This is a genomic window from Planktothrix paucivesiculata PCC 9631 (assembly GCF_900009265.2).
Taxonomy (GTDB): Bacteria; Cyanobacteriota; Cyanobacteriia; order Cyanobacteriales; family Microcoleaceae; genus Planktothrix; species Planktothrix paucivesiculata.
The window spans coordinates 90,697-109,507 of record NZ_LR735026.1; the positions used below are offsets into that span (position 1 = coordinate 90,697).

An 18,811-nucleotide genomic window follows, 5' to 3' on the forward strand; every position below is an offset into this window, starting at 1 on the left:
AATAATTAATATTTCATATAATTGCTATATTAATATTAATTATAGGAGATATCATCTAAGCAACATAAATATTCTTATTCCCTACGGAGTAAGACTTACATTCCCGATTTTTAACTATCGGATTAAGAGATAGCCACTAATTTCTCCCAATGATTTCCTAACCACCTTCTTCCCTCTGTTATTGACCAAAATCCTAAACCTCTGAAAATATTCAATCCTAGGGTGTTGAGCAGTGCCCAATTAGTCGCCGCTTGTACTTGATGAATTTTCATACTATCCTCTTTAAATAACACATCTTTTACCCAATGAACTTGATTCTCAATCCCCCAATGCCCTTTAATCTTTTGGGCAAAAAAATCTGCCTTTTCCCAGATACTACTTATATAATAAACCGTTTCTTTATAAGGCTTTTTTCCTCTATATCCCCACCGTTCTACCTGAATTATACTTTCAATATGTTCCCAAGGGCTTTCAAATTTTATTGATTTTTTAAACACTGATACCCGACGAGTTGTTTCTCGTCCATGACCCCGCTCTTTTTGAGTATCTATACTTTCAGCTTTCGTCGTCTTTGTGATTTTTTCAATTTGATTATACAGTTTGATTTGATTCTTCTTAACCGCAATTAAATAATCGTTTTCACTCTCGATAATCTTTCGGGCTGTGGTGACATTACAATGTAACGCATCCGCAGTTATTAACTTTCCTTTTAGACCACATTCTCCTATTATACATTGGGCTACAGCTTGTTCTGACCCGGTTTTACTCTCGAACTTTTCCGTCGCTAATACTAATCCGGTTTCTTGACTAAATAGAGATACCATTATTACCATGTTTTGCTGCTGATTTCCTGGGTCTTTTACCGTACTTCTTAAACTTTTTCCATCTATTGCTAATCCCTCTATTCCCTTTAATTTAGGAGAATTCTCTCTTGACCATTCTTTTACTATTTTGCTTAAATCCTTCTCGTCTACTCCTCTCATCACTCTCCTTCTTGTTGAATAAGATGGCATTCCTTGGCTATAGATATTGAATGTTCTTTTCAGGATAACTTCGTTGGCTTTGACAAAATATTCCATCTCTCGATATCCTTGATGCCCTGACATCACCCCTAAAACTACTACTAATAGCACTTCCCATAAACTATACCTTTTTCCCTGACTTTTTCGGAAATCCTTGACTTCTTTTAAATTTTCTATTAAACTTGTTAGCATCTTTATTTTAGAAAAAAATGGCGATCGCTCTCCATTTTATCAGGTGGCGATCGCTCTTTCTTTACTCTTTTTCACCTGACTTTGAAACAGCCCTGGGCTACCTGCCTACTCACCTAAGCTAAATTCAAAAGTGCTGGAAAATTTAGGTCAAGAATATGCAATTAATTTTGTTTAGGTACTTAACAATAGGTTTGCAGTCAGCAAACCGGGTTTTTTCAGTAATATTTCTGTTAGAAAGAAAACAAATTGCATTAAACTCGGTTTTTCGGACTGTTCTTTAGAGTCAGTATAGAAAAGTAATTTATTTTAGCTCATCTTCAGATATATTTGCAGTTTTCATAAGAACACACCTAATGTTCCGAGCTTTAAATCTTGATTCCGATGAACTGGAACAGAAACGATCCTATTATTTTCGGGATTTTGATAAATATGATGACTCCCTTTGATTCTTTTCAAAATCCACCGTTTTCTTTCCAAAATTTTACAAAATGTTTTCCCAGAAATTGATTTCATACTGCAATTTCCACAATGCGGTCAGTTTCTTTTTCCTTTAGACTTTGATTTGCTACCTCTAACCAACCTTCTATCGCTTCTTGCAGATTTTCCATCACTTCTTCCCAAGTTTCTCCTTGGGTCACACATCCAGGAAGTGCAGTAACTTCTGCCCAATACCCTCCATCTTCTGCTTCGTGAACAATAGCTTTAATATTCATAGTTGAGTAAAGGGGCTATTTTCCTATTTTAGCATTGATGCAATCCTTTCGGGTTAGACTGGTTTATTTGATAGTGTTTAGCGATTTACAATGATTGATATTCTGAGTTCAGGATTAGTTGGTGTTTGGTTGCAAATGGCGGGGATAGATCGGGCGGGACTCAATACTTCTGTATTGGAGAATTTGGAAACGGAGTTATCCCAGGTGGTGTTTCCCGAACAGCCCGATCCCGTGGCGGAAGCGGTGGTACAACAATATTTGAATCGGTTAGCGGCTAAGGGACTTTCCAAGGACGTCCAGGGAATTTGGGTGCAGTCAAGTTGGGTTCCCCTGGCTAAAAATTCTGAGACGACGCCCCTGCCAGCCGCTTCTCTAACTAAGGTCGCGACTTCTTTGGCTTCTTTACAGGTTTGGCCCCCCGAACATCGGTTTGAGACGATTCTAGGGGTGACTGGGCCGATTGTTGGGGGTGTGGTACAGGGGGATTTAGTGGTAACGGGGAATGGTGATCCGTTTTTTATTTGGGAAGAAGCGATCGCCCTGGGAAATACATTAAATCAAATGGGAATTCGCGGGGTTGCGGGGAATTTGATCATTACAGATCGTTTCTATATGAATTATGAAGTTGAACCCCTAAAAGTGGGTCAATTATTAAAAGAGGCATTTAATTCACCATCTTGGAAGGAAGAAATTATTTATCAGCATTCTCGGATGACACCTGGAACAGCTAAACCTCAAGTTATGATTTCAGGAAATATTATCGCTCAACCTGGGACGGTAAATTCAACCCCAATTATTCGTCATCAATCTTTAGCTTTAGTTGAAATTATTAAACAAATGAATATTTATAGTAATAATCCCATGGCTGAAATTTTAGCAGCCAATGTGGGTGGGGCGGCAAATGTTAGACAATTAGCATCACAGGCGGCGGGAGTTCCTATCGAGGAAATTCGGTTAATTAATGGTTCGGGTTTAGAGCCTGAAAATCAAATTTCTCCCAGGGCTGTTGTCGCAATGTTTATGGCTTTAGCTCGATATTTACAAGATACTAATATTACCATTTCTGACTTATTTCCCGTTGCTGGAATCGACACCCAAGGTACGTTAGAAGATCGAAAAATTCCGGTTTCTTCTCCTGTTAAAACTGGAACATTATCGGATGTTAGTGCGTTAGCTGGGGTTGTACCAACTCGCGATCGCGGTTTAGTTTGGTTTGCTATTATTAATCGGGGAACTGATTTAGATGGGTTAAGGGCTGATCAGGATTATTTATTACAGCAATTCGTGAGTCAGTGGGGTTCTCCTGATAGCTTACCCGAATTAATTCAACCTCATATTGATGGTCGTCGTCCGGGTATTGGTGATCCAAATCGTAATCAGATTTTAGTACAAACACCTTGATTTTTCCTCCTTCCGCCTTGTAGTGAGGCGTTCACGCCTCAGAGTCCTAAAGGACTCACTACAATATCATCAGAAGGGAATTTTTTTAAGGCTTCATCAAGCAATTATTTGCTTGAAAATAAGGTTTAACCAAAATTTTAATCGCTTCAGTTAAATTCATTTCTTGCCTTGAGGATATAGAAAAAATTGAATTGTTTTAATTATAACAAAATAATTATTTTTTGTATCAAAAGCAGTAAGGATTTTTCTAAAATATGCTAAACTTGTTTATATTGTGAATACTGATCTCTAACAATATGGTATCCTCTTTAACAACTCTACCCTTAGAAAACGGCGATCAATTAACTCGGATTGAGTTTGAACGTCGTTGTGCAGCGATGTCTGATCAAAAAAAAGCAGAATTAATTGAAGGAATTGTTTATATGGCGGCTGCATTACGTTATAAAAGTCATGGAAAACCCCATGCTTCTATTATCGGTTGGTTAGCTTTCTATGAAGCAGCAACACCAGGCATCGGTTTAGCGGATAATACAACTATTCGTCTGGATAATAATAATGAACTTCAACCGGATGCTTTATTAAGAGTTGAACAGGGGGGACAATCCATTATTAGTGAAGATGATTATGTCGAAGGCGCGCCGGAATTAATTGTTGAAATTGCCGCTTCGAGTGCTTCTATAGACTATCATCAAAAGTTAAAGGTTTATCGTCGTAATAATGTCCAAGAATATTTAATTTGGCGGGTTTATGAACAGCAATTAGACTGGTTTAGATTAATAGAAGGACAATATATTAAACTTTTAGCAGATTCAGAAGGAATTTTAAAAAGTGAAATATTTCCAGGTTTATGGTTAGATGAACAAGCCTTATTAAATGGGAATTTAGCTCAGGTTTTAGCCCTATTACAACAGGGAATAGCCACCGTTGAGCATCAAGATTTTATTAAAAATTAATCCAAGAAAAAATAATTGTAGTCGGAGTATTCTCACCCGCTAACCTGCCTCCTCTCCAACCCAACAGTACCCCCCAGCCCGACCAACCCCGATTAACTCCCTGATCGGTCAACGCTTTGACCCCCTCGATTCCCTTGACAACTATTAGGGTAACCGTCAACCCTACCGGACAAATTACAGACTCTAGGATCATTGAAGTTTGATCTCGCCTCAAGTCAGCAAACCTAGATTTAGCTAGGGAATTGACCTCAACAGAATCGAGAAAAGCTAACCCGTCGTAAAGATTCTGATTCAACCTCTTTACCGAAACCCAATTATCTGTAACTATATTGAAATTAATGCTTGTAGGGATGATCCCCTTCTGGTAAAATCAGAAACAAAAGTTAGTATTAAATACTTAGGTTGCCTAAGTACAGGGCCTTCTGTCAGTCGGGAGTCTGTTCACGACCCTCAGTTGAGGTTTACTCTACCTTTGGATCAGGTGAAAACTCAATAGTGCTGGCGTTGGTCAGAGTTTTAATGCTCTAAATTCAATGATTAAATTGTCAACAGTTTCTTTTAGGGTAGAGGAAGATGGGAAATAAGCCGGATCGCGTGGTTTTAATTGGCGTTGCTGGAGATTCTGGGTGCGGAAAATCAACATTTTTACGTCGGATAACAGACATCTTTGGAAAAGATTTTGTGACGGTTATCTGTTTAGATGACTACCATTGTTTAGACCGTAAACAACGCAAAGAAACCGGAATTACGGCTCTAGATCCTAGAGCTAATAATTTCGATCTAATGTATCAGCAAGTTAATGCTCTTAAAAACGGTATATCTATTGATAAACCCATTTATAATCATGAAACTGGTGAGCTAGATCCCCCGGAACGGATCAATCCCAATCATATTATCGTAATCGAAGGATTACATCCTTTATATGACGAACGGGTGCGAGGACTGCTTGATTTTAGTGTTTATCTCGATATCAGCGACGAAGTTAAAATTTCGTGGAAAATTCAGCGCGACATGGCTGAACGGGGACATCGGTATGAAGATGTTTTGGCGGCAATTAATGCTCGTCGTCCCGATTTTGAAGCCTATATTGACCCCCAAAAGCAATATGCTGATGTGGTGATTCAAATTTTACCCACAAATTTAATTGCTGAAGACAAGGAACACAAAGTCCTGCGGGTACGTTTGGTACAAAAAGAAGGCGTGGAAGGACTCGAACCCGCCTACCTGTTTGATCAAGGTTCAACCATTTACTGGACACCTTGCGGACGCAAACTCACCTGTTCCTATCCGGGTCTGAAAATGTATTATGGCCCTGATAACTACTACGGAAATGAGGTGTCTATCCTCGAAGTGGATGGTCAATTCGATAACCTCGATGAAATGATCTACGTCGAAGGACACTTAAGCAATTTGTCAACAAAATACTACGGGGAAATGACCCATCTCCTGCGCGAGCGCCAAGAGTATCCCGGTTCCAATAATGGTAGCGGATTATTCCAGGTGTTAGTCGGTCTGAAAATGCGAGCGACCTACGAGCGCTTAGTCGGATCTAGCGAAAAAGTTGCCGCAACGGTCTAATGTTTTGACTGTTAGCAATTAACTCAAACAACTATAACGTGGGGTCAATCGATCTCGCGTTTTTTTATATTTATTCAAGAAACCGGGTTTCTAATTAAGATTAATTGTATCCGATCAATATTTGTTGAGCAACCCGGTTTATGTGGTGAGATCAGGAGTGTAGTAATCAATCCACTCTCTTAACTCTTGGACAAGTAAATGAACTTTTGTACTGGGATTAGCTTGTATTGGTGCAACTCCCTTTTGGGTCTGTAAAAGAATTTCAGCCCGTTCAATTGCGTTTAATTCATTACCAAATTGGTTGATTTTTTCGACTATTTCTATATTACCATGAACGTATACGAAATTAGACTCATTGGGATTTTGCCTTATAAGTTCTCCTAGACGAGTGTAAATATCCGATCTAGGAATAGGAAGATGAGAAGGAACTTCCTCTAGGTGTAGTAAAAACCAAAGCTCAAAAGCTTCGTTACTATATGCGATTTCAAATTTATTTTGGTTTGCTATTTCAAATGCTTCGTCAAAATTCCGTCTTGTAGTATCATTTAGATCAGCATCATCTTTATCAAAAACAACCCAAACAGCATCATCTCTGCCAAATTCTCTCTTAGATTCTTTTTGTAATTTAGCTTTTTCAATAATTGCTTGCTTGACAACACCTAATGGTGAGAAACCTGTGCCTACTGGTCTTACATACAATGTGAGATCGGGAAACAGAGCGACAAATTGTTGAAAATATTCTGGCTCAGTTTTTTTATCTTCACAAACAATTAAAAAAAGGTATTCGTAGCGATGCACATTTTTTGGACGTTCAATTGTTTCTTTAGTTGCCTTTTGTTTTAACTTACCTTTCCTTGCCATTGCTTTTTATAATTACACTAGATTAAAATTTCCTAAAACTGGAATTGCGCCATATCTACCTTCAAAATATCTTTTTTCTTTATCTGTATCGGGTCTTTCTTTTTCAGATATTCCGTTGTTTTTACCCTTATATATGAAATCAGATAAAGAATAAAATTCCGTTGATTCCCAATGATTTTTTTCAGTAAAATATATCTGATCTCTTCTCAAATTAGCATAAGACAATAAATTAGTATCATGGGTAGCAAAAATCAATTGAGCATGATTAGGGTTAGTCTTATTATTCAAAAACATATTGATTGTATGAAGCGTCATTATCGGATGCAATTTTCCTTCTATTTCGTCAATAATTAATATGCCTCCATTGATCAAAGTCCATAGTATAAGCCCGCTTAAATGAAATACTTTTTGAGTTCCAGGGGATTCATTTTTATTCAATTCCCAAGCTATAGATTTTTGAGTTTCTTGGCCCTGACTGTCATAAATACGATGTGTTGAATAGACAGTATATTTTTTTGCTCCGGTGAGTTCATTAATTAAAAAATTCTTAAATTCATCTGGTATTTTTCCTGACAATTCTAATGGATCAAAATCTTGGTCTTGAACCTCTAAATCAATAATTCCAAAATTTAGGCTAGTAAAATATTCCTTAATTTTTTGACGATATTCTTGATCGTCCCAGAGACTAATGGTTTTGATTGCCTCATGATCTGTATTTAATCCGTCGATAATTGTATATTTCTTGAACCAATGAAGAATATTTTTTGCTTCTTCAATATTTAATATATCGCAAGTTGATAAAAATAATCCGTTGTCTCTTGTTGCTTCTATTGCGGCATCAATAATCGTTGAAGAAGCTTTTAAACCCGAAGAAACATCAATTATATCTTGGCTTCTTTGAAATAAGTTAACTTCTCTACCTACAGATTTTCTAAATAGCCATTCTGAAACTATTTCATTTTGGTTGAACTCAATTCCATATCTGTATCTATCTTCTGCAATTAAAAAAACAATTTCCAAAAAAGTAGGTTTATTAATCCAATCTTCTCTAAGTAAAAAAGGGTCGTATGGTAACTTTGTTGTTGAAGAAAAACGTGCAGAAAAATTAATTAATTTTCCCAGCATACCCATTGCTTTCAACAGGTTGGATTTTCCACTAGCGTTAGCACCATATATAGCCACAGCGTTTAAAGCCTGATGCTTTCCCCTTTGAATGATATTTTCAGAATGCTCCTTTTGCTTTGGGGCAGGAACCAAGCTTAACACTTGTTCTTCACCAATTGATATGTAGTTAGCGACTCTAAATTCTATCAACATTGCTTTTTTGGGATTATTTTCACAAAATCATACTGGTTCCATCATTTCAAGATAACCAACCAGTATGATTTTGTCAATCAACCAGGACTAAAGTTGTTTCACTTCCGAAACCAACTTAGCCACAACATCCTTAGCACTGCCAAACAACATCATGGTTTTATCTTTATAAAACAGGTCATTTTCTACCCCGGCAAACCCAGTATTCATACTGCGTTTAATCACAATGGTATGTTTAGCTTTGTCCACATCCAAAATCGGCATCCCATAAATCGGGCTATTTTTGTCTTCCCGTGCCGCCGGGTTAACGACGTCATTCGCTCCGATAACTAACGCAACATCCGTTTGATCAAATTGCGGGTTAATATCATCCATGTCATATAGCTGAGGATAGGGAACATTCGCCTCGGCTAACAGCACGTTCATGTGTCCTGGCATCCGTCCCGCCACGGGGTGAATCGCATATTTGACATCCACCCCATTACTTTCCAATTGATCGACCAACTCCTTAACGCTATGCTGCGCCTGGGCTACGGCCATGCCATACCCCGGGACAATCACCACAGAACGGGCATATCCTAACATCATTGCCCCTTCCTCGGTGTCAATGCTACGAATAGTTTGATCCGTTGCACCCGCCCCACTAACAGTCCCAGAACCGCTTTCTCCAGTGCCAAATCCAGCAAATAGCACGTTAGTTAAAGAACGGTTCATCGCCTTACACATAATCACGGTCAGGATAATTCCCGACGCCCCAACTAACGCCCCAGCAATGATTAACAGGTTGTTCATGACCACAAACCCAGCCGCTGATGCTGCTAACCCGGAGAAGGAATTTAACAGAGAAATTACCACGGGCATATCGCCGCCCCCGATAGGAATGACGAATAACACGCCTAAAATTAGGGAAATGAACACTAACCCTAAAAATACTGCCACATTAAAAGGGGTTAGGCAAATATAAATACTGCCTAATCCAAAAGCAACAAACAGCAGAATATTAAACTGTTGTTGCAGGGGAAATAAGATCGGAGAACCACTCATAATTCCCTGCAATTTGGCAAAGGCAATCATCGAACCTGTGAAGGTTATCCCCCCAATTAATACCCCTAAAATTGCGGTAATTGTTGTGCCTAAAGGCGGAGTTTGTGCTAGGGCTAAATAGCGCCAAAATTCTCCCACCGCTACCATGGAAGAAGCCGCACCCCCCAAACCGTTTAGTAAACCTACCATTTGGGGCATTTCTGTCATCTGAATTTTATAGGCCATCACGGCCCCAATGACCGAACCAATCACTAAGGCAAGGATAACCCATTCATAGTTTAAAACCTGCCGATCTAACATCGTGGCAACAACAGCAATTAACATCCCAATGGCTGCCCATAAATTGCCACTTCTAGCAGTTGCTGGAGATCCTAACTTTTTCAATCCAAAGAAAAAGAAGGTGACAGCTACTAAATAACTGAGTTGTATTCCCGTTAAGCGAATATCCATTAGGCTTTAACCTCTTTTTTCTTGAACATTTCTAGCATTCGATCTGTAACCAAAAAGCCACCCACAACGTTAATCATGGCGAGAATAATGGCAATAAATCCCAGAATTACGGTGACATTCAAATCGCGATCGCCCGCAATAATTAACGCTCCTAAAACGGAAATTCCTGAAATCGCATTTGCCCCAGACATCAGGGGAGTATGGAGAGTAGGCGGAACTTTCGTAATCACTTCAAACCCCGCAAAGGTCGCTAAAACAAACACAAACAATGCGGAAATTAATGTTTCAGTAGTCATAATTTCAGAACAATTGACAGTTAACTGTTGACGGCGGACTGTTGAGGATTTTGGGTTAGGGCTTGTTTGACTCTTTCAGAACGAATTTCACCGTTATGAGTCACACAAGATCCATCAAGAATATCATCGCTAAAATTAATCTCCAGTTGCTTATCTTTATTAATCATTAATGCCAATAAAGCCGAAATATTTTTAGCATAAACTTCACTGGCATGGATGGGCATGGAAGCGGGTAAATTAATCGGCCCAATAATCGTCACGCCATGTTTCACCACATCTTTCCCGGCTTCGCTGCATTCACAGTTTCCCCCCTGTTCGGCGGCCAGATCGACGATCACCGAACCGGGTTTCATTTGGGCCACCATATCCTCTGTGACCAATACCGGGGCTTTTCTGCCGGGAACTTGGGCCGTTGTCACCACCACATCAGAAGCCGCGACGTGCTGGCTCAGGACTTCCCGGGTGCGTTCCTTGGCTTTTTCGGAAATTTCCTTGGCATAACCCCCCTCGGCCACGGTATCTTCCTCTAGGGACACATCTACAAACTTAGCCCCCAAACTTTGTACCTGTTCTTTGACTTCGGGACGAATATCAAACCCTTCGACAATAGCACCCAGACGTCGGGCCGTGGCGATCGCTTGTAACCCAGCGACCCCCGCCCCCAAAATTAACACCTTAGCGGGGCGAATGGTTCCGGCGGCCGTGGTTAACATGGGGAAATATTTCGGTAAAGCCGCGGCCGCAATTAATACGGCCTTATATCCGGCCAAGTTGGCTTGGGAGGATAGGGCATCCATGCTTTGGGCGCGACTGGTACGCGGGATCAGTTCCATACTAAAGGCGGTCACGTTCTGCGCCGCCAGTTTCTGAATTAATTCAGGATTTCCCAAGGGGTTCAAAAAGGTGATTAAAACCCCGCCAGACTTGAGTTTAGAGACTTCTGAGTCCTCTAACACCCCCACTTTCAGCAGGACGTCCACTTCGCTCCAAAGTGTCCCCTGATCAACAATTTTCGCCCCTGCCTGTTCATAGGTTCCATCGGAAAAACAGGCCCGCTCCCCGGCTCCTGCCTCTACCCACACTTCCACACCCTGTTTAACCAACCGGGCGACAACATCAGGGATGAGGGCAACTCGCCGCTCATCTACCTGACTTTCCTTAGCGATCCCAATTTTCATAAAATCTCCTGATAATTTGTTCACTGTTGACAGTTAACGGTTAACGGTTATGTTTTTTCCTCCGCTTCGCCAAGTTAATGCAATAGGGGCCAATCCCGATAACATGAACAAGATCGTGTTATATTATATGCGAGGTTTTGAAAATTCGATAAAATTCCATACATACAAGTTTAGGTTATACCTTAATACAGATAAACAAATCTTCCTAAGAAAATAGGTTTATAAATATGGGTAATCTCAAGGAAATAGCCATGCTGACTAAACAAGATTGGGACTGGTTAGCAGTGTGTTCTCATTATCAAACGGCTGTCAACGTCCATAAATTTCTCAAAGAAGGAAAATCTATGAAAGCAACGGAAGGTTTAGAATCTCTAATTGAAGCAATGGGAAGAACTGAAAAAAGAGCCGTCAAAAGCCAGCTAATTCGCTTAATGCGACCCGTTATTAAATGGAAATGCCAACCTCAAAAACGTAGCTCTAGTTGGACTATTAGTATTCGTTCAGCCCGTCGAGAAATTCAGGAAAGTCAAGAAGAAATGCCAAGTTTGAATCGTAATTTTATTGAGTCTATCTGGGATAAATGCTTTGAGAACGCGGTGAAGGATGCTGAGGATGAAATGGGGAAAAAATGTCGATTAACCTCGCTGTCTTGGTCAGAGATTTTTGAGGATGAATATATTTTATCGGATGATAGCCCAGAGGATTAAATGTTTTACTATTATTAAGGAATACTCTGGACAATAAAATAACTAACGAACAGGCTTAAAGTTCTGTACAAAATCAATCCATGAATCGACCTTTGAACCTGTAATATCTAAAATCTCAATAGAACGAGTTCTAGGAATAGGTGGCCCGGCTTCTTCTTGAGAGTATTCAATTACTGTTGATTCAGGTTGACCTAAACCATAGCGGTTAACCATTCGATTAGCAAGGTCACAACTAATAAAGAATTCTCCCATATTAACTTGACCATTTCCAGCATAATATAACCAAGTTCTTGAACTACCTTGATTATTACAATCATAATAAGTCACTTCAAACATTTTAGCGATATGCACATCATAAAGCCTCAATTTTCCCCCATAAGCAGCACGAGTTGTATCTCTATCAGGAACAGTCATTGTATAAATTCCTTCACCATGTTGTAACCTCATGGGAACTGCGGTAGACTGCGCCAAGACTAATGTAGAATTGCCAATTAGTTCAATCAAAGCAATGATTGATACAATTAAAAATTTACCAAAATTGTTCAGCATTGAAATTTGCTCATAGAAAGGATAATGTTGATATGATATCCGGTGAAATCCACAAAATCTCCGTAGGGGCGGGTTCACGCAGATATTGAATACCCATCAAAGATTTTACTAAACCCGCCCTTCTTGTATCTCAAATATACTGAATGATAGTTCTAAAATCAAATCAGAAAAGTTAAGCTAAATAATCACAAAATCATTAGCAGTTAGAGTAAAGTTATCTCGATCCCGTCCTAGCACTGCCAGTAACTCACCACCAGACTCAATTTTCAAAAACTTGGTGATATTACTTTCAAAGTTTTGGTCAAAGCTTCTTCCTTCCCCAAAAATACTATCAATCTGTTGCGGTTGGATATCGCTAATTAATAATTGTTCAAAGGTAACACCAACTAAACCAATTTTATCCTCACTATTGATAAAGTCTAAAATTAAGTCAGCATTTTCAGTACCCGTTGGAATTTCATTAAGATCAGCAGTTTTACTGATAATAAAAGAATCTGCTCCACCTTTTTCCTCAAAATCACCTCTTAATATATCTTGACCCCTATCTCCAGAAATATTATTATCACCTCCATTACCAATTAACAGATCTTTACCTTGCCCTCCAAATAAAGCAGTATCTTCAGAATTAGTGGATACACTGATTATTAAATCATCCCCTAAATTACCGAATAAAAAGTCTGTACCTTGATCAATATCAATTACAGGAAAAGCTGAATCCCTAATAATATCGTTTCCTTGACCCCCATAAATTGTATCGTAGTCAAAATTTCCTTCTAATGAATCGTTGCCTTCATTACCATATAAAATATCATTATTTTGACCACCTACTATTGTATCATTTCCCTCCATTCCAAACAAAATGTCCTTCCCTTTAGCTCCAACAATAGAATCTTGTCCTGACAAACCTAATATTGTGTAAGAGATTGTATCTTGATCATTTTCTACTGTAATAGTATCGTTATCAATACTGCCAAAAAATTGACCTAATGGATCTAAATCTTGTTCAGAAATAATATATTTAGCCATGTGTTCTTAATCCTTAAATATTGTAATTTTACAGTTTAATAACAGTTGACCGGACATGGAACCTGAGTTATCCAATAACAGAACAACTGGACAGCGTGGTTCCTGGTTGACGGCAAAATCCGCTAGATTCCTTATTGGCATAGGTTTCCTATCCTTCCCTGGTTTGTCAAACTCTTCTATTACTGATAATAAATTAACTGATTTCTGATTGTCTACTGATTAAGGTTAGAATTAATGTTAGAATCGTGTTAGCTCTTTTTTATACCCGAAATATGGCTCAAGTGGACAAAATATTTAGCCAAGCTGCCCAGGAATGGGATTTAGATAGTCTTTATGCTGACTTGGCATCTGCGAAAGGAAAGCATCTAACCCCTATTGAAAAAGCTCACTTGAGGGGGTTATTGTCCGGCTGTAGTCCCTCAGAAATTGCCGAAAAATTAGATAAAATTCCTAGAGGTGTAGAATCGGATTTATGTGCAACGGTTTATAAATATGTAAAGTCTTTATTAGATAAAGCTGAAAAAGTAGAAAACTGGCGTAAGATTTATGAATGGCTTGATGAATCGGGTTATAAATCCAAGCTGGATAACAAAGTTCCTGTTAAGACTTTATTACCTAAACAAAGCATCGTTAATATCACTAATTTTAATATTGAACAAGATCAAATCGTTTTTCAGTTTCATCTAACAATCCCCACATCACAAATTACTGAATTATCTATACAAGATTGTAATATTGATGAGAATATTAATAATAATCATACGGATAATAATTGAAGTTATTGTTATTAGGTAAATTACCATTTTTCCCTTATTTGTAACATTTGTTTAAACCTGCCTTGTTTTTAGGTTTAAGCGATCGCTTCACTTTAATTATTTTTTTATATCCTCCCAAGTCATAACATTATCTGGATTTGTTTCATAAGCAGTAATTCGATGATCAAGTTCTTGCTTTTCAACCTCTGTCAAATCGGGGTAAGATTGCTCTGCTGCAATGCTATCCCAAATCGCTTGTACAGGGCGAATCCGGTCTTCAATACCCAGAGATGTAATTTGATTTAAGGTGACAGTAATATCCATGCTAATAACCTAGATAGAAGACTTCACAACTAATACACCTAAAATATAACAAAAATCAAGAAATACCATAATTAGTATAAGATAGAGTAATTATTGTATAAAAACCCGAAAGATGCTACAATGCCCCGCGTATTGGGTTGATGTAAATTTTTAATCCTCTAACCTATTTTTGATATAGTTGGTAAAATTTAAACAAAACTTAATTTTTTTACAGGAGCCGATATGCGACGACTACTTTCTGCGATATTAATCACCGGTTTAGCCCTGACAAGTTTAGCTAAAATCGCCCAAGCCCAAGGATTACCAGGGATGACCCTGTTGAGTGGGCCCGACAAAACCAATATCTTAGATTATTTTCTCCAAAGCGGACGGTCGGGAGAATGGGATCGTTATAAACTCAGACTTCCGGCCGATAAGTTGAATTTGGCGATCGCCGAAGTTTCCATCACCTATCCCGAATATTATAAAGGCAAAATCGATCCTAAAAAAGTAGAAATTCGACTCAAAGATGAAAAGGAGTCCATTCCTTTAGAAGAAGTGATTTGGGATGAAGAAAACCATATTATCCAAATTTATCCCCAAGAACCCATTCCGGCTGGGACTAAAGTAGAAATCGTTCTCTCTAATGTCAAAAATCCTACCTTTGGGGGCGTTTTCAACTTTAACGCCAATATTCGCTCCCCTGGGGATGTGCCCATGTTGCGTTATGTAGGAACCTGGATTTTGACGATTGATTAATATTCTAGTTGCGGAGCAGCTTTTTGCACCCAATATCCAAAGTCCCAAAGATGTGATACACTGAAAAATTGTGACTTTTAATTAACAAATTAACAAAAAGGCACCGGAGGTAAGCAATGGCTCAACAAACCCTGCAAGGAACAAACCGCAAAAAGAAAAGAGTTTCTGGCTTCAGAGTACGAATGCGGACAAAAAACGGTCAAGCCGTGATTAAAGCGCGTCGTAGGAAAGGACGGGCGCGTTTAACTTTTTAATTCCTTGATCCCAATTCAAGAAAACCTATTGCTATTCCCACGAACTCATTGCCATCCCGACGGTTAAGCGAAAGGAAATTTTGAATTTGTGGGTGGCAGTACCTAATTAATGTTACCCAAAATCAATCGACTCCGGCATCCCAAGGATTTCAAAGCCGTCTATAGCAAAGGACTGCATCGCAAAACCCCTCATTTAACCTTGAGGGCTTTACGAGGTCAACCCCATAGAATAAAAGGGAATTCAACAGAATTGTCGTCTGTTCAGCCGACTCGGATGGGAATTTCCATCAGTCAAAAAGTCAGTAAGCGCGCGGTGGTTAGGAATCGGATCAAACGTCAAATCCGGGCGGTTTGGCATCAGTTGTTACCCTTGATCTCACCGGGTTGGGACATTGTGATTGTTGTTAAACCAACAGCCGATCCGTGCAATTATTCAGAAATTCTGCAAGAATTAGAAAAGTTGTTGGTAGAAGCAGAGGTTTTAAATGGGTATACGGGAGGAAAGTTTTTATGAAGGAGGCCCTGCAATCGGCGACCTCATTATCAATCTATTAATAGGACTGACGGTTATTGGCATCCCTCTAGCGATTGGGGCGATTGTGCGGGCATTGTGGCTGCGCTATCGGATCACGAACCGCCGAATCTCTGTGATAGGTGGATGGATGGGACAGGATCGTACCGATATCGTCTATTCGGAAATCATCAAAATCGTCAAGGTTCCCAGGGGACTCGGGACTTGGGGGGATATGGTTTTAACTCTGAAAAATGGTTCTCGTCTGGAACTGCGGGCTGTCCCTCGATTTCGAGAAACCTATGACTTTATCCTCGATAAAATCTCACCCCAAGCGCAAAAAGCTAGTGCGACAACTAGCCGCTAATCTGGGAAAAGGATGCAGTTTTTTCGGTTTTGAGCCTGAAGGCTGACGGATGGTATGGGTTGTCGCTAACCTATAAGTCCAGCGTCGGCTAATGGTTCTTAAAATTATATATATTTTACGCAAGCAGTTCAATAAACTCAAAAGAATGGACTTTGGTATCGGGTTTCTTTCCAATAATGTGATGTTGCCGATCCTAGATTTTTTCTACGGGATCGTGCCTAGTTATGGTTTAGCAATTGTGGCGTTAACCTTAGTGGTTCGCTTCGCGCTTTACCCCTTGAATGCGGGTTCCATTCGCAATATGCGGCGAATGAAAGTTACCCAACCGTTGATGAAAGAACGGGTAGATCAAATTCAACAACTGCATAAAGACGACCCGGTGAAACAACGGGAAGAAATGAGCAGAGTCTACAAAGAACTGGGAAACCCCTTAGCCGGATGCTTCCCACTTCTGATTCAAATGCCCATTCTTTTTGCTCTGTTTGCCACTTTGCGGGGTTCACCCTTTTCTGATGTCAACTACAGCGTAGACCTACAGATTTTACCCCCAGAACAAATTGAACAAGTCCAGCCCCAAGCCTACGCCACTAAAGCTCAAAACTATTATTTCGCCGATGGAATTCATACTTCCGTTGTCGCGATGATTCCCAGTGGTAATCGTTTAGGGTTGAACGAAAAAGTACAGGTAGAACTGCAAACCGTTGACGGTAAACCCTTAACATCGGAATTGGAGAAGTATCCCGATGTGAATTTAATCCCCACCTGGAAAATTCTGAAAGGGGAAGATAAGATCCAAGTCGGTGAAAACGGTCAAATCCTGGCCATAGCACCTGGAGATGCCACGATTCAAGTTGGTCTGAGGGGATTAGCTTCGGATAAAGGATTTCTGTTTATTGATGCTTTGGGTCGAGTCGGGGCTGTTGATCCCGATGGTACGATTCACTGGGATATTGTCGGGATGATTCTGGCCTTTGGGGTGTCTTTATACCTGAACCAAGTTCTATCAGGACAGGGACAAGGCTCCAGTGGTAATCCGCAGCAGGATACGGTGAATAAAATTACACCGGTGCTTTTTAGTGGGATGTTTTTCTTCTTCCCGCTTCCAGCAGGTGTATTGCTGTATATGCTGATTGCGAATATCTTCCAAACGGTTCAAGCCTTTATTTTGTCGCGGGAACCGCTGCCCGAACACTTGCAAAAAATTGTGGAAGAATCAAGTAAGACTGCTAAATTAGCAACGGTTGATGGGGAAAGAGAAGCATTACCCTTTGAGCCGGGACGTTCTAAGAAAAAGGCGCAATCGTAGAAATGAACAATAGCGATATACAACAGGGGCAAGAATGGTTAGAGGAATTGCTCAAATTAGGGGCAGTTCCCTCCCAGGTAAAACCCAGTTTAGAAGCTGACTCTTGTTGGTTAACCATTGATCAAGTTAATCTGACCCCCGAACAGGTGGCAACTTTAATCGGCCAGGACGGGGAAGTTTTGGATGCGATTCAATATTTACTCAACGCCATTCATAACCTCGGTAAAGAGGACGAAAATCGCACCTCTTACACCGTAGAACTCAACGGATATCGAACTCAACGTCATTTGGAATTGCGGGCTTTAGCTGACCACGCGGCCAGTCGTGTCCGTGAAACTGGGGGAGAGGTGGAAATTAAATCTCTGTCTTCGCCAGAACGACGTCTGATTCATTCCTTTCTCCAAGAAAGCGATGATTTAGAAACCTATAGTCGGGGACAGGAACCCGATCGCCGTTTAGTGATTAAAATAAAAGGCTAGACAGGGAAAACTTGTTTAGCCTTGCTTATTGTTGGCAGGTGGGAAAATAATTATGGACTCCATCTATATCCCGGATTTACTCAGGACACAAAACCGATCTTTAGAATTTGAGTTTCAAGAGTTTTTCCCTGACTTAGAAACTCTGACTCCCGTTCGAGGTCGGATGCGGGTCAGTCACAAAACCACTTATATAGAGGCGGTGGTTCAGGCGGAAACCATTGTTACTTTGACCTGTGACCGATGTTTAAAACAATATAACCATCGGTTGAAGGTTGATACTTCTGAGTTAATTTGGTTGGACGTTTCGGCAGATAAAGTTGATACTTCTAAATCTGAAGTTGAAATTTCTTTAGATGAACCGGTGGAAAGTTTGCACCCCCAAGGTAATTTTTTACCTGGGGATTGGCTCTATCAGCAATTGTGCCTAGCTCTACCCCTACGCCAACTCTGTGAGGGGCCCTGTGAACTTCCCCAACCGATATCAACCGAATCCCAGCCTATTATTGATCAACGCTGGGCCTCATTACAAGATTTAAAGCAAAATCTACAGTAATTCAGAGGTGTTAATAGTTAACATTTCATGGTTAATAAATCCTATTTGATTTGTGTTCAAAATTTATTGATAAAAGGCAATAGGGAATGGGTAATGGGTAATGGGTGATGGGTAATGGGTAATGGGTAATGGGTAATTACGAATTACGAATTACGAATGGCAAAAGTTTACCTCCCCTGCTCCCCCTGCTCCCCCTGCTCCCCCTGCCTCCCCTGCTCCCCCTGCTCCCCCTGCCTCCTC

General features: G+C 39.9%; 23 protein-coding genes. 12 read left to right on the plus strand and 11 right to left on the minus strand.

Annotation, left to right across the window (positions count from 1 at the left end; genetic code table 11):
* Positions 1–122: 122 nt before the first annotated feature.
* The 3 genes from PL9631_RS21040 to PL9631_RS21050 all read right to left on the minus strand — a co-directional run bounded on the left by PL9631_RS21040 (position 123) and on the right by PL9631_RS21050 (position 1,927).
* A complete protein-coding gene (locus PL9631_RS21040) occupies positions 123–1,214 on the minus strand; it encodes an ISAs1 family transposase (RefSeq protein WP_083617868.1) in 1,092 nt (363 codons plus the stop codon).
* Between the two features lie 336 nt (positions 1,215–1,550).
* Positions 1,551–1,727, minus strand: coding sequence for a type II toxin-antitoxin system HicA family toxin (locus tag PL9631_RS21045; RefSeq protein ID WP_231516806.1), 177 nt, complete (start codon positions 1,725–1,727; stop codon positions 1,551–1,553).
* Entirely contained in the window at positions 1,724–1,927 is a 204-nt protein-coding gene (locus PL9631_RS21050; protein WP_083623389.1) for a type II toxin-antitoxin system HicB family antitoxin, read from the minus strand. The genes PL9631_RS21045 and PL9631_RS21050 overlap by 4 nt, the downstream gene beginning before the upstream one ends.
* A 90-nt stretch (positions 1,928–2,017) precedes the next feature.
* Here PL9631_RS21050 and PL9631_RS21055 point away from each other — a divergent pair, with 90 nt between their 5' ends.
* The 3 genes from PL9631_RS21055 (at position 2,018) to PL9631_RS21065 (ending at position 5,859) form a co-directional block, all read left to right on the plus strand.
* A complete protein-coding gene (locus tag PL9631_RS21055) occupies positions 2,018–3,328 on the plus strand; it encodes a D-alanyl-D-alanine carboxypeptidase (protein WP_083623391.1) in 1,311 nt (436 codons plus the stop codon).
* A gap of 296 nt (positions 3,329–3,624) precedes the next feature.
* Complete coding sequence (locus tag PL9631_RS21060; protein WP_083623393.1) at positions 3,625–4,281, plus strand: Uma2 family endonuclease; 657 nt, start codon at positions 3,625–3,627, stop codon at positions 4,279–4,281.
* 573 nt (positions 4,282–4,854) lie between these two features.
* The gene (locus tag PL9631_RS21065; RefSeq protein ID WP_083623395.1) at positions 4,855–5,859 is read left to right on the plus strand and encodes a phosphoribulokinase; all 1,005 of its coding nucleotides are present in this window, start codon (positions 4,855–4,857) and stop codon (positions 5,857–5,859) included.
* A gap of 138 nt (positions 5,860–5,997) precedes the next feature.
* Here PL9631_RS21065 and PL9631_RS21070 read toward each other — a convergent pair whose 3' ends face one another.
* The 5 genes from PL9631_RS21070 to PL9631_RS21090 form a co-directional block, all read right to left on the minus strand.
* Positions 5,998–6,720, minus strand: a complete 723-nt coding sequence (locus PL9631_RS21070; protein WP_083623396.1) for an RloB family protein — start codon at positions 6,718–6,720, stop codon at positions 5,998–6,000.
* 12 nt (positions 6,721–6,732) lie between these two features.
* Positions 6,733–8,037, minus strand: a complete 1,305-nt coding sequence (locus PL9631_RS21075; RefSeq protein ID WP_197046459.1) for an AAA family ATPase — start codon at positions 8,035–8,037, stop codon at positions 6,733–6,735.
* 87 nt (positions 8,038–8,124) lie between these two features.
* On the minus strand, positions 8,125–9,528 hold the full coding sequence (locus tag PL9631_RS21080; RefSeq protein WP_083623398.1) for an NAD(P)(+) transhydrogenase (Re/Si-specific) subunit beta: 1,404 nt from the start codon (positions 9,526–9,528) through the stop codon (positions 8,125–8,127).
* Positions 9,528–9,824 carry an NAD(P) transhydrogenase subunit alpha gene (locus PL9631_RS21085; protein ID WP_083623399.1) on the minus strand — a complete coding sequence of 99 codons (297 nt, stop codon included), beginning with the start codon at positions 9,822–9,824 and terminating at the stop codon, positions 9,528–9,530. The genes PL9631_RS21080 and PL9631_RS21085 overlap by 1 nt, the downstream gene beginning before the upstream one ends.
* Positions 9,825–9,844: 20 nt before the next feature.
* Positions 9,845–11,002: a Re/Si-specific NAD(P)(+) transhydrogenase subunit alpha gene (locus PL9631_RS21090; RefSeq protein WP_083623401.1), complete on the minus strand. Its 1,158-nt coding sequence runs from the start codon at positions 11,000–11,002 to the stop codon at positions 9,845–9,847.
* A gap of 251 nt (positions 11,003–11,253) precedes the next feature.
* Between PL9631_RS21090 and PL9631_RS21095 the strand changes: the two genes are divergently transcribed.
* Entirely contained in the window at positions 11,254–11,709 is a 456-nt protein-coding gene (locus tag PL9631_RS21095) for a DUF29 domain-containing protein (RefSeq protein ID WP_083624280.1), read from the plus strand.
* Between the two features lie 42 nt (positions 11,710–11,751).
* Here PL9631_RS21095 and PL9631_RS21100 read toward each other — a convergent pair whose 3' ends face one another.
* The gene (locus tag PL9631_RS21100; RefSeq protein ID WP_197046460.1) at positions 11,752–12,258 is read right to left on the minus strand and encodes a hypothetical protein; all 507 of its coding nucleotides are present in this window, start codon (positions 12,256–12,258) and stop codon (positions 11,752–11,754) included.
* Between the two features lie 177 nt (positions 12,259–12,435).
* The gene (locus PL9631_RS21105) at positions 12,436–13,284 is read right to left on the minus strand and encodes a calcium-binding protein (RefSeq protein ID WP_083623402.1); all 849 of its coding nucleotides are present in this window, start codon (positions 13,282–13,284) and stop codon (positions 12,436–12,438) included.
* A 245-nt stretch (positions 13,285–13,529) separates the two neighbouring features.
* Here PL9631_RS21105 and PL9631_RS21110 point away from each other — a divergent pair, with 245 nt between their 5' ends.
* Positions 13,530–14,060 (plus strand): helix-turn-helix transcriptional regulator, encoded by a 531-nt coding sequence (locus tag PL9631_RS21110; protein ID WP_331281281.1) that lies wholly within the window; start codon positions 13,530–13,532, stop codon positions 14,058–14,060.
* 96 nt (positions 14,061–14,156) lie between these two features.
* Here the strand turns inward: PL9631_RS21110 and PL9631_RS21115 are convergent, their stop codons facing one another.
* On the minus strand, positions 14,157–14,363 hold the full coding sequence (locus PL9631_RS21115) for an addiction module protein (protein ID WP_083623404.1): 207 nt from the start codon (positions 14,361–14,363) through the stop codon (positions 14,157–14,159).
* A gap of 222 nt (positions 14,364–14,585) precedes the next feature.
* Between PL9631_RS21115 and PL9631_RS21120 the strand changes: the two genes are divergently transcribed.
* The 7 genes from PL9631_RS21120 to PL9631_RS21150 all read left to right on the plus strand — a co-directional run bounded on the left by PL9631_RS21120 (position 14,586) and on the right by PL9631_RS21150 (position 18,571).
* On the plus strand, positions 14,586–15,101 hold the full coding sequence (locus PL9631_RS21120; protein ID WP_083623405.1) for a DUF2808 domain-containing protein: 516 nt from the start codon (positions 14,586–14,588) through the stop codon (positions 15,099–15,101).
* A 116-nt stretch (positions 15,102–15,217) separates the two neighbouring features.
* Positions 15,218–15,355, plus strand: coding sequence for a 50S ribosomal protein L34 (rpmH, locus tag PL9631_RS21125; protein ID WP_071782564.1), 138 nt, complete (start codon positions 15,218–15,220; stop codon positions 15,353–15,355).
* A gap of 109 nt (positions 15,356–15,464) precedes the next feature.
* Positions 15,465–15,869, plus strand: coding sequence for a ribonuclease P protein component (gene rnpA / locus PL9631_RS21130; RefSeq protein WP_083623407.1), 405 nt, complete (start codon positions 15,465–15,467; stop codon positions 15,867–15,869).
* Complete coding sequence (locus tag PL9631_RS21135; RefSeq protein WP_083623408.1) at positions 15,841–16,233, plus strand: PH domain-containing protein; 393 nt, start codon at positions 15,841–15,843, stop codon at positions 16,231–16,233. The genes rnpA and PL9631_RS21135 overlap by 29 nt, the downstream gene beginning before the upstream one ends.
* Positions 16,234–16,378: 145 nt before the next feature.
* Entirely contained in the window at positions 16,379–17,539 is a 1,161-nt protein-coding gene (gene yidC, locus PL9631_RS21140; protein WP_083623410.1) for a membrane protein insertase YidC, read from the plus strand.
* Between the two features lie 2 nt (positions 17,540–17,541).
* On the plus strand, positions 17,542–18,018 hold the full coding sequence (locus PL9631_RS21145) for a Jag family protein (protein WP_083623411.1): 477 nt from the start codon (positions 17,542–17,544) through the stop codon (positions 18,016–18,018).
* A gap of 52 nt (positions 18,019–18,070) precedes the next feature.
* Positions 18,071–18,571, plus strand: a complete 501-nt coding sequence (locus tag PL9631_RS21150) for a YceD family protein (RefSeq protein ID WP_083623412.1) — start codon at positions 18,071–18,073, stop codon at positions 18,569–18,571.
* The last annotated feature ends 240 nt before the right edge of the window (positions 18,572–18,811 follow it).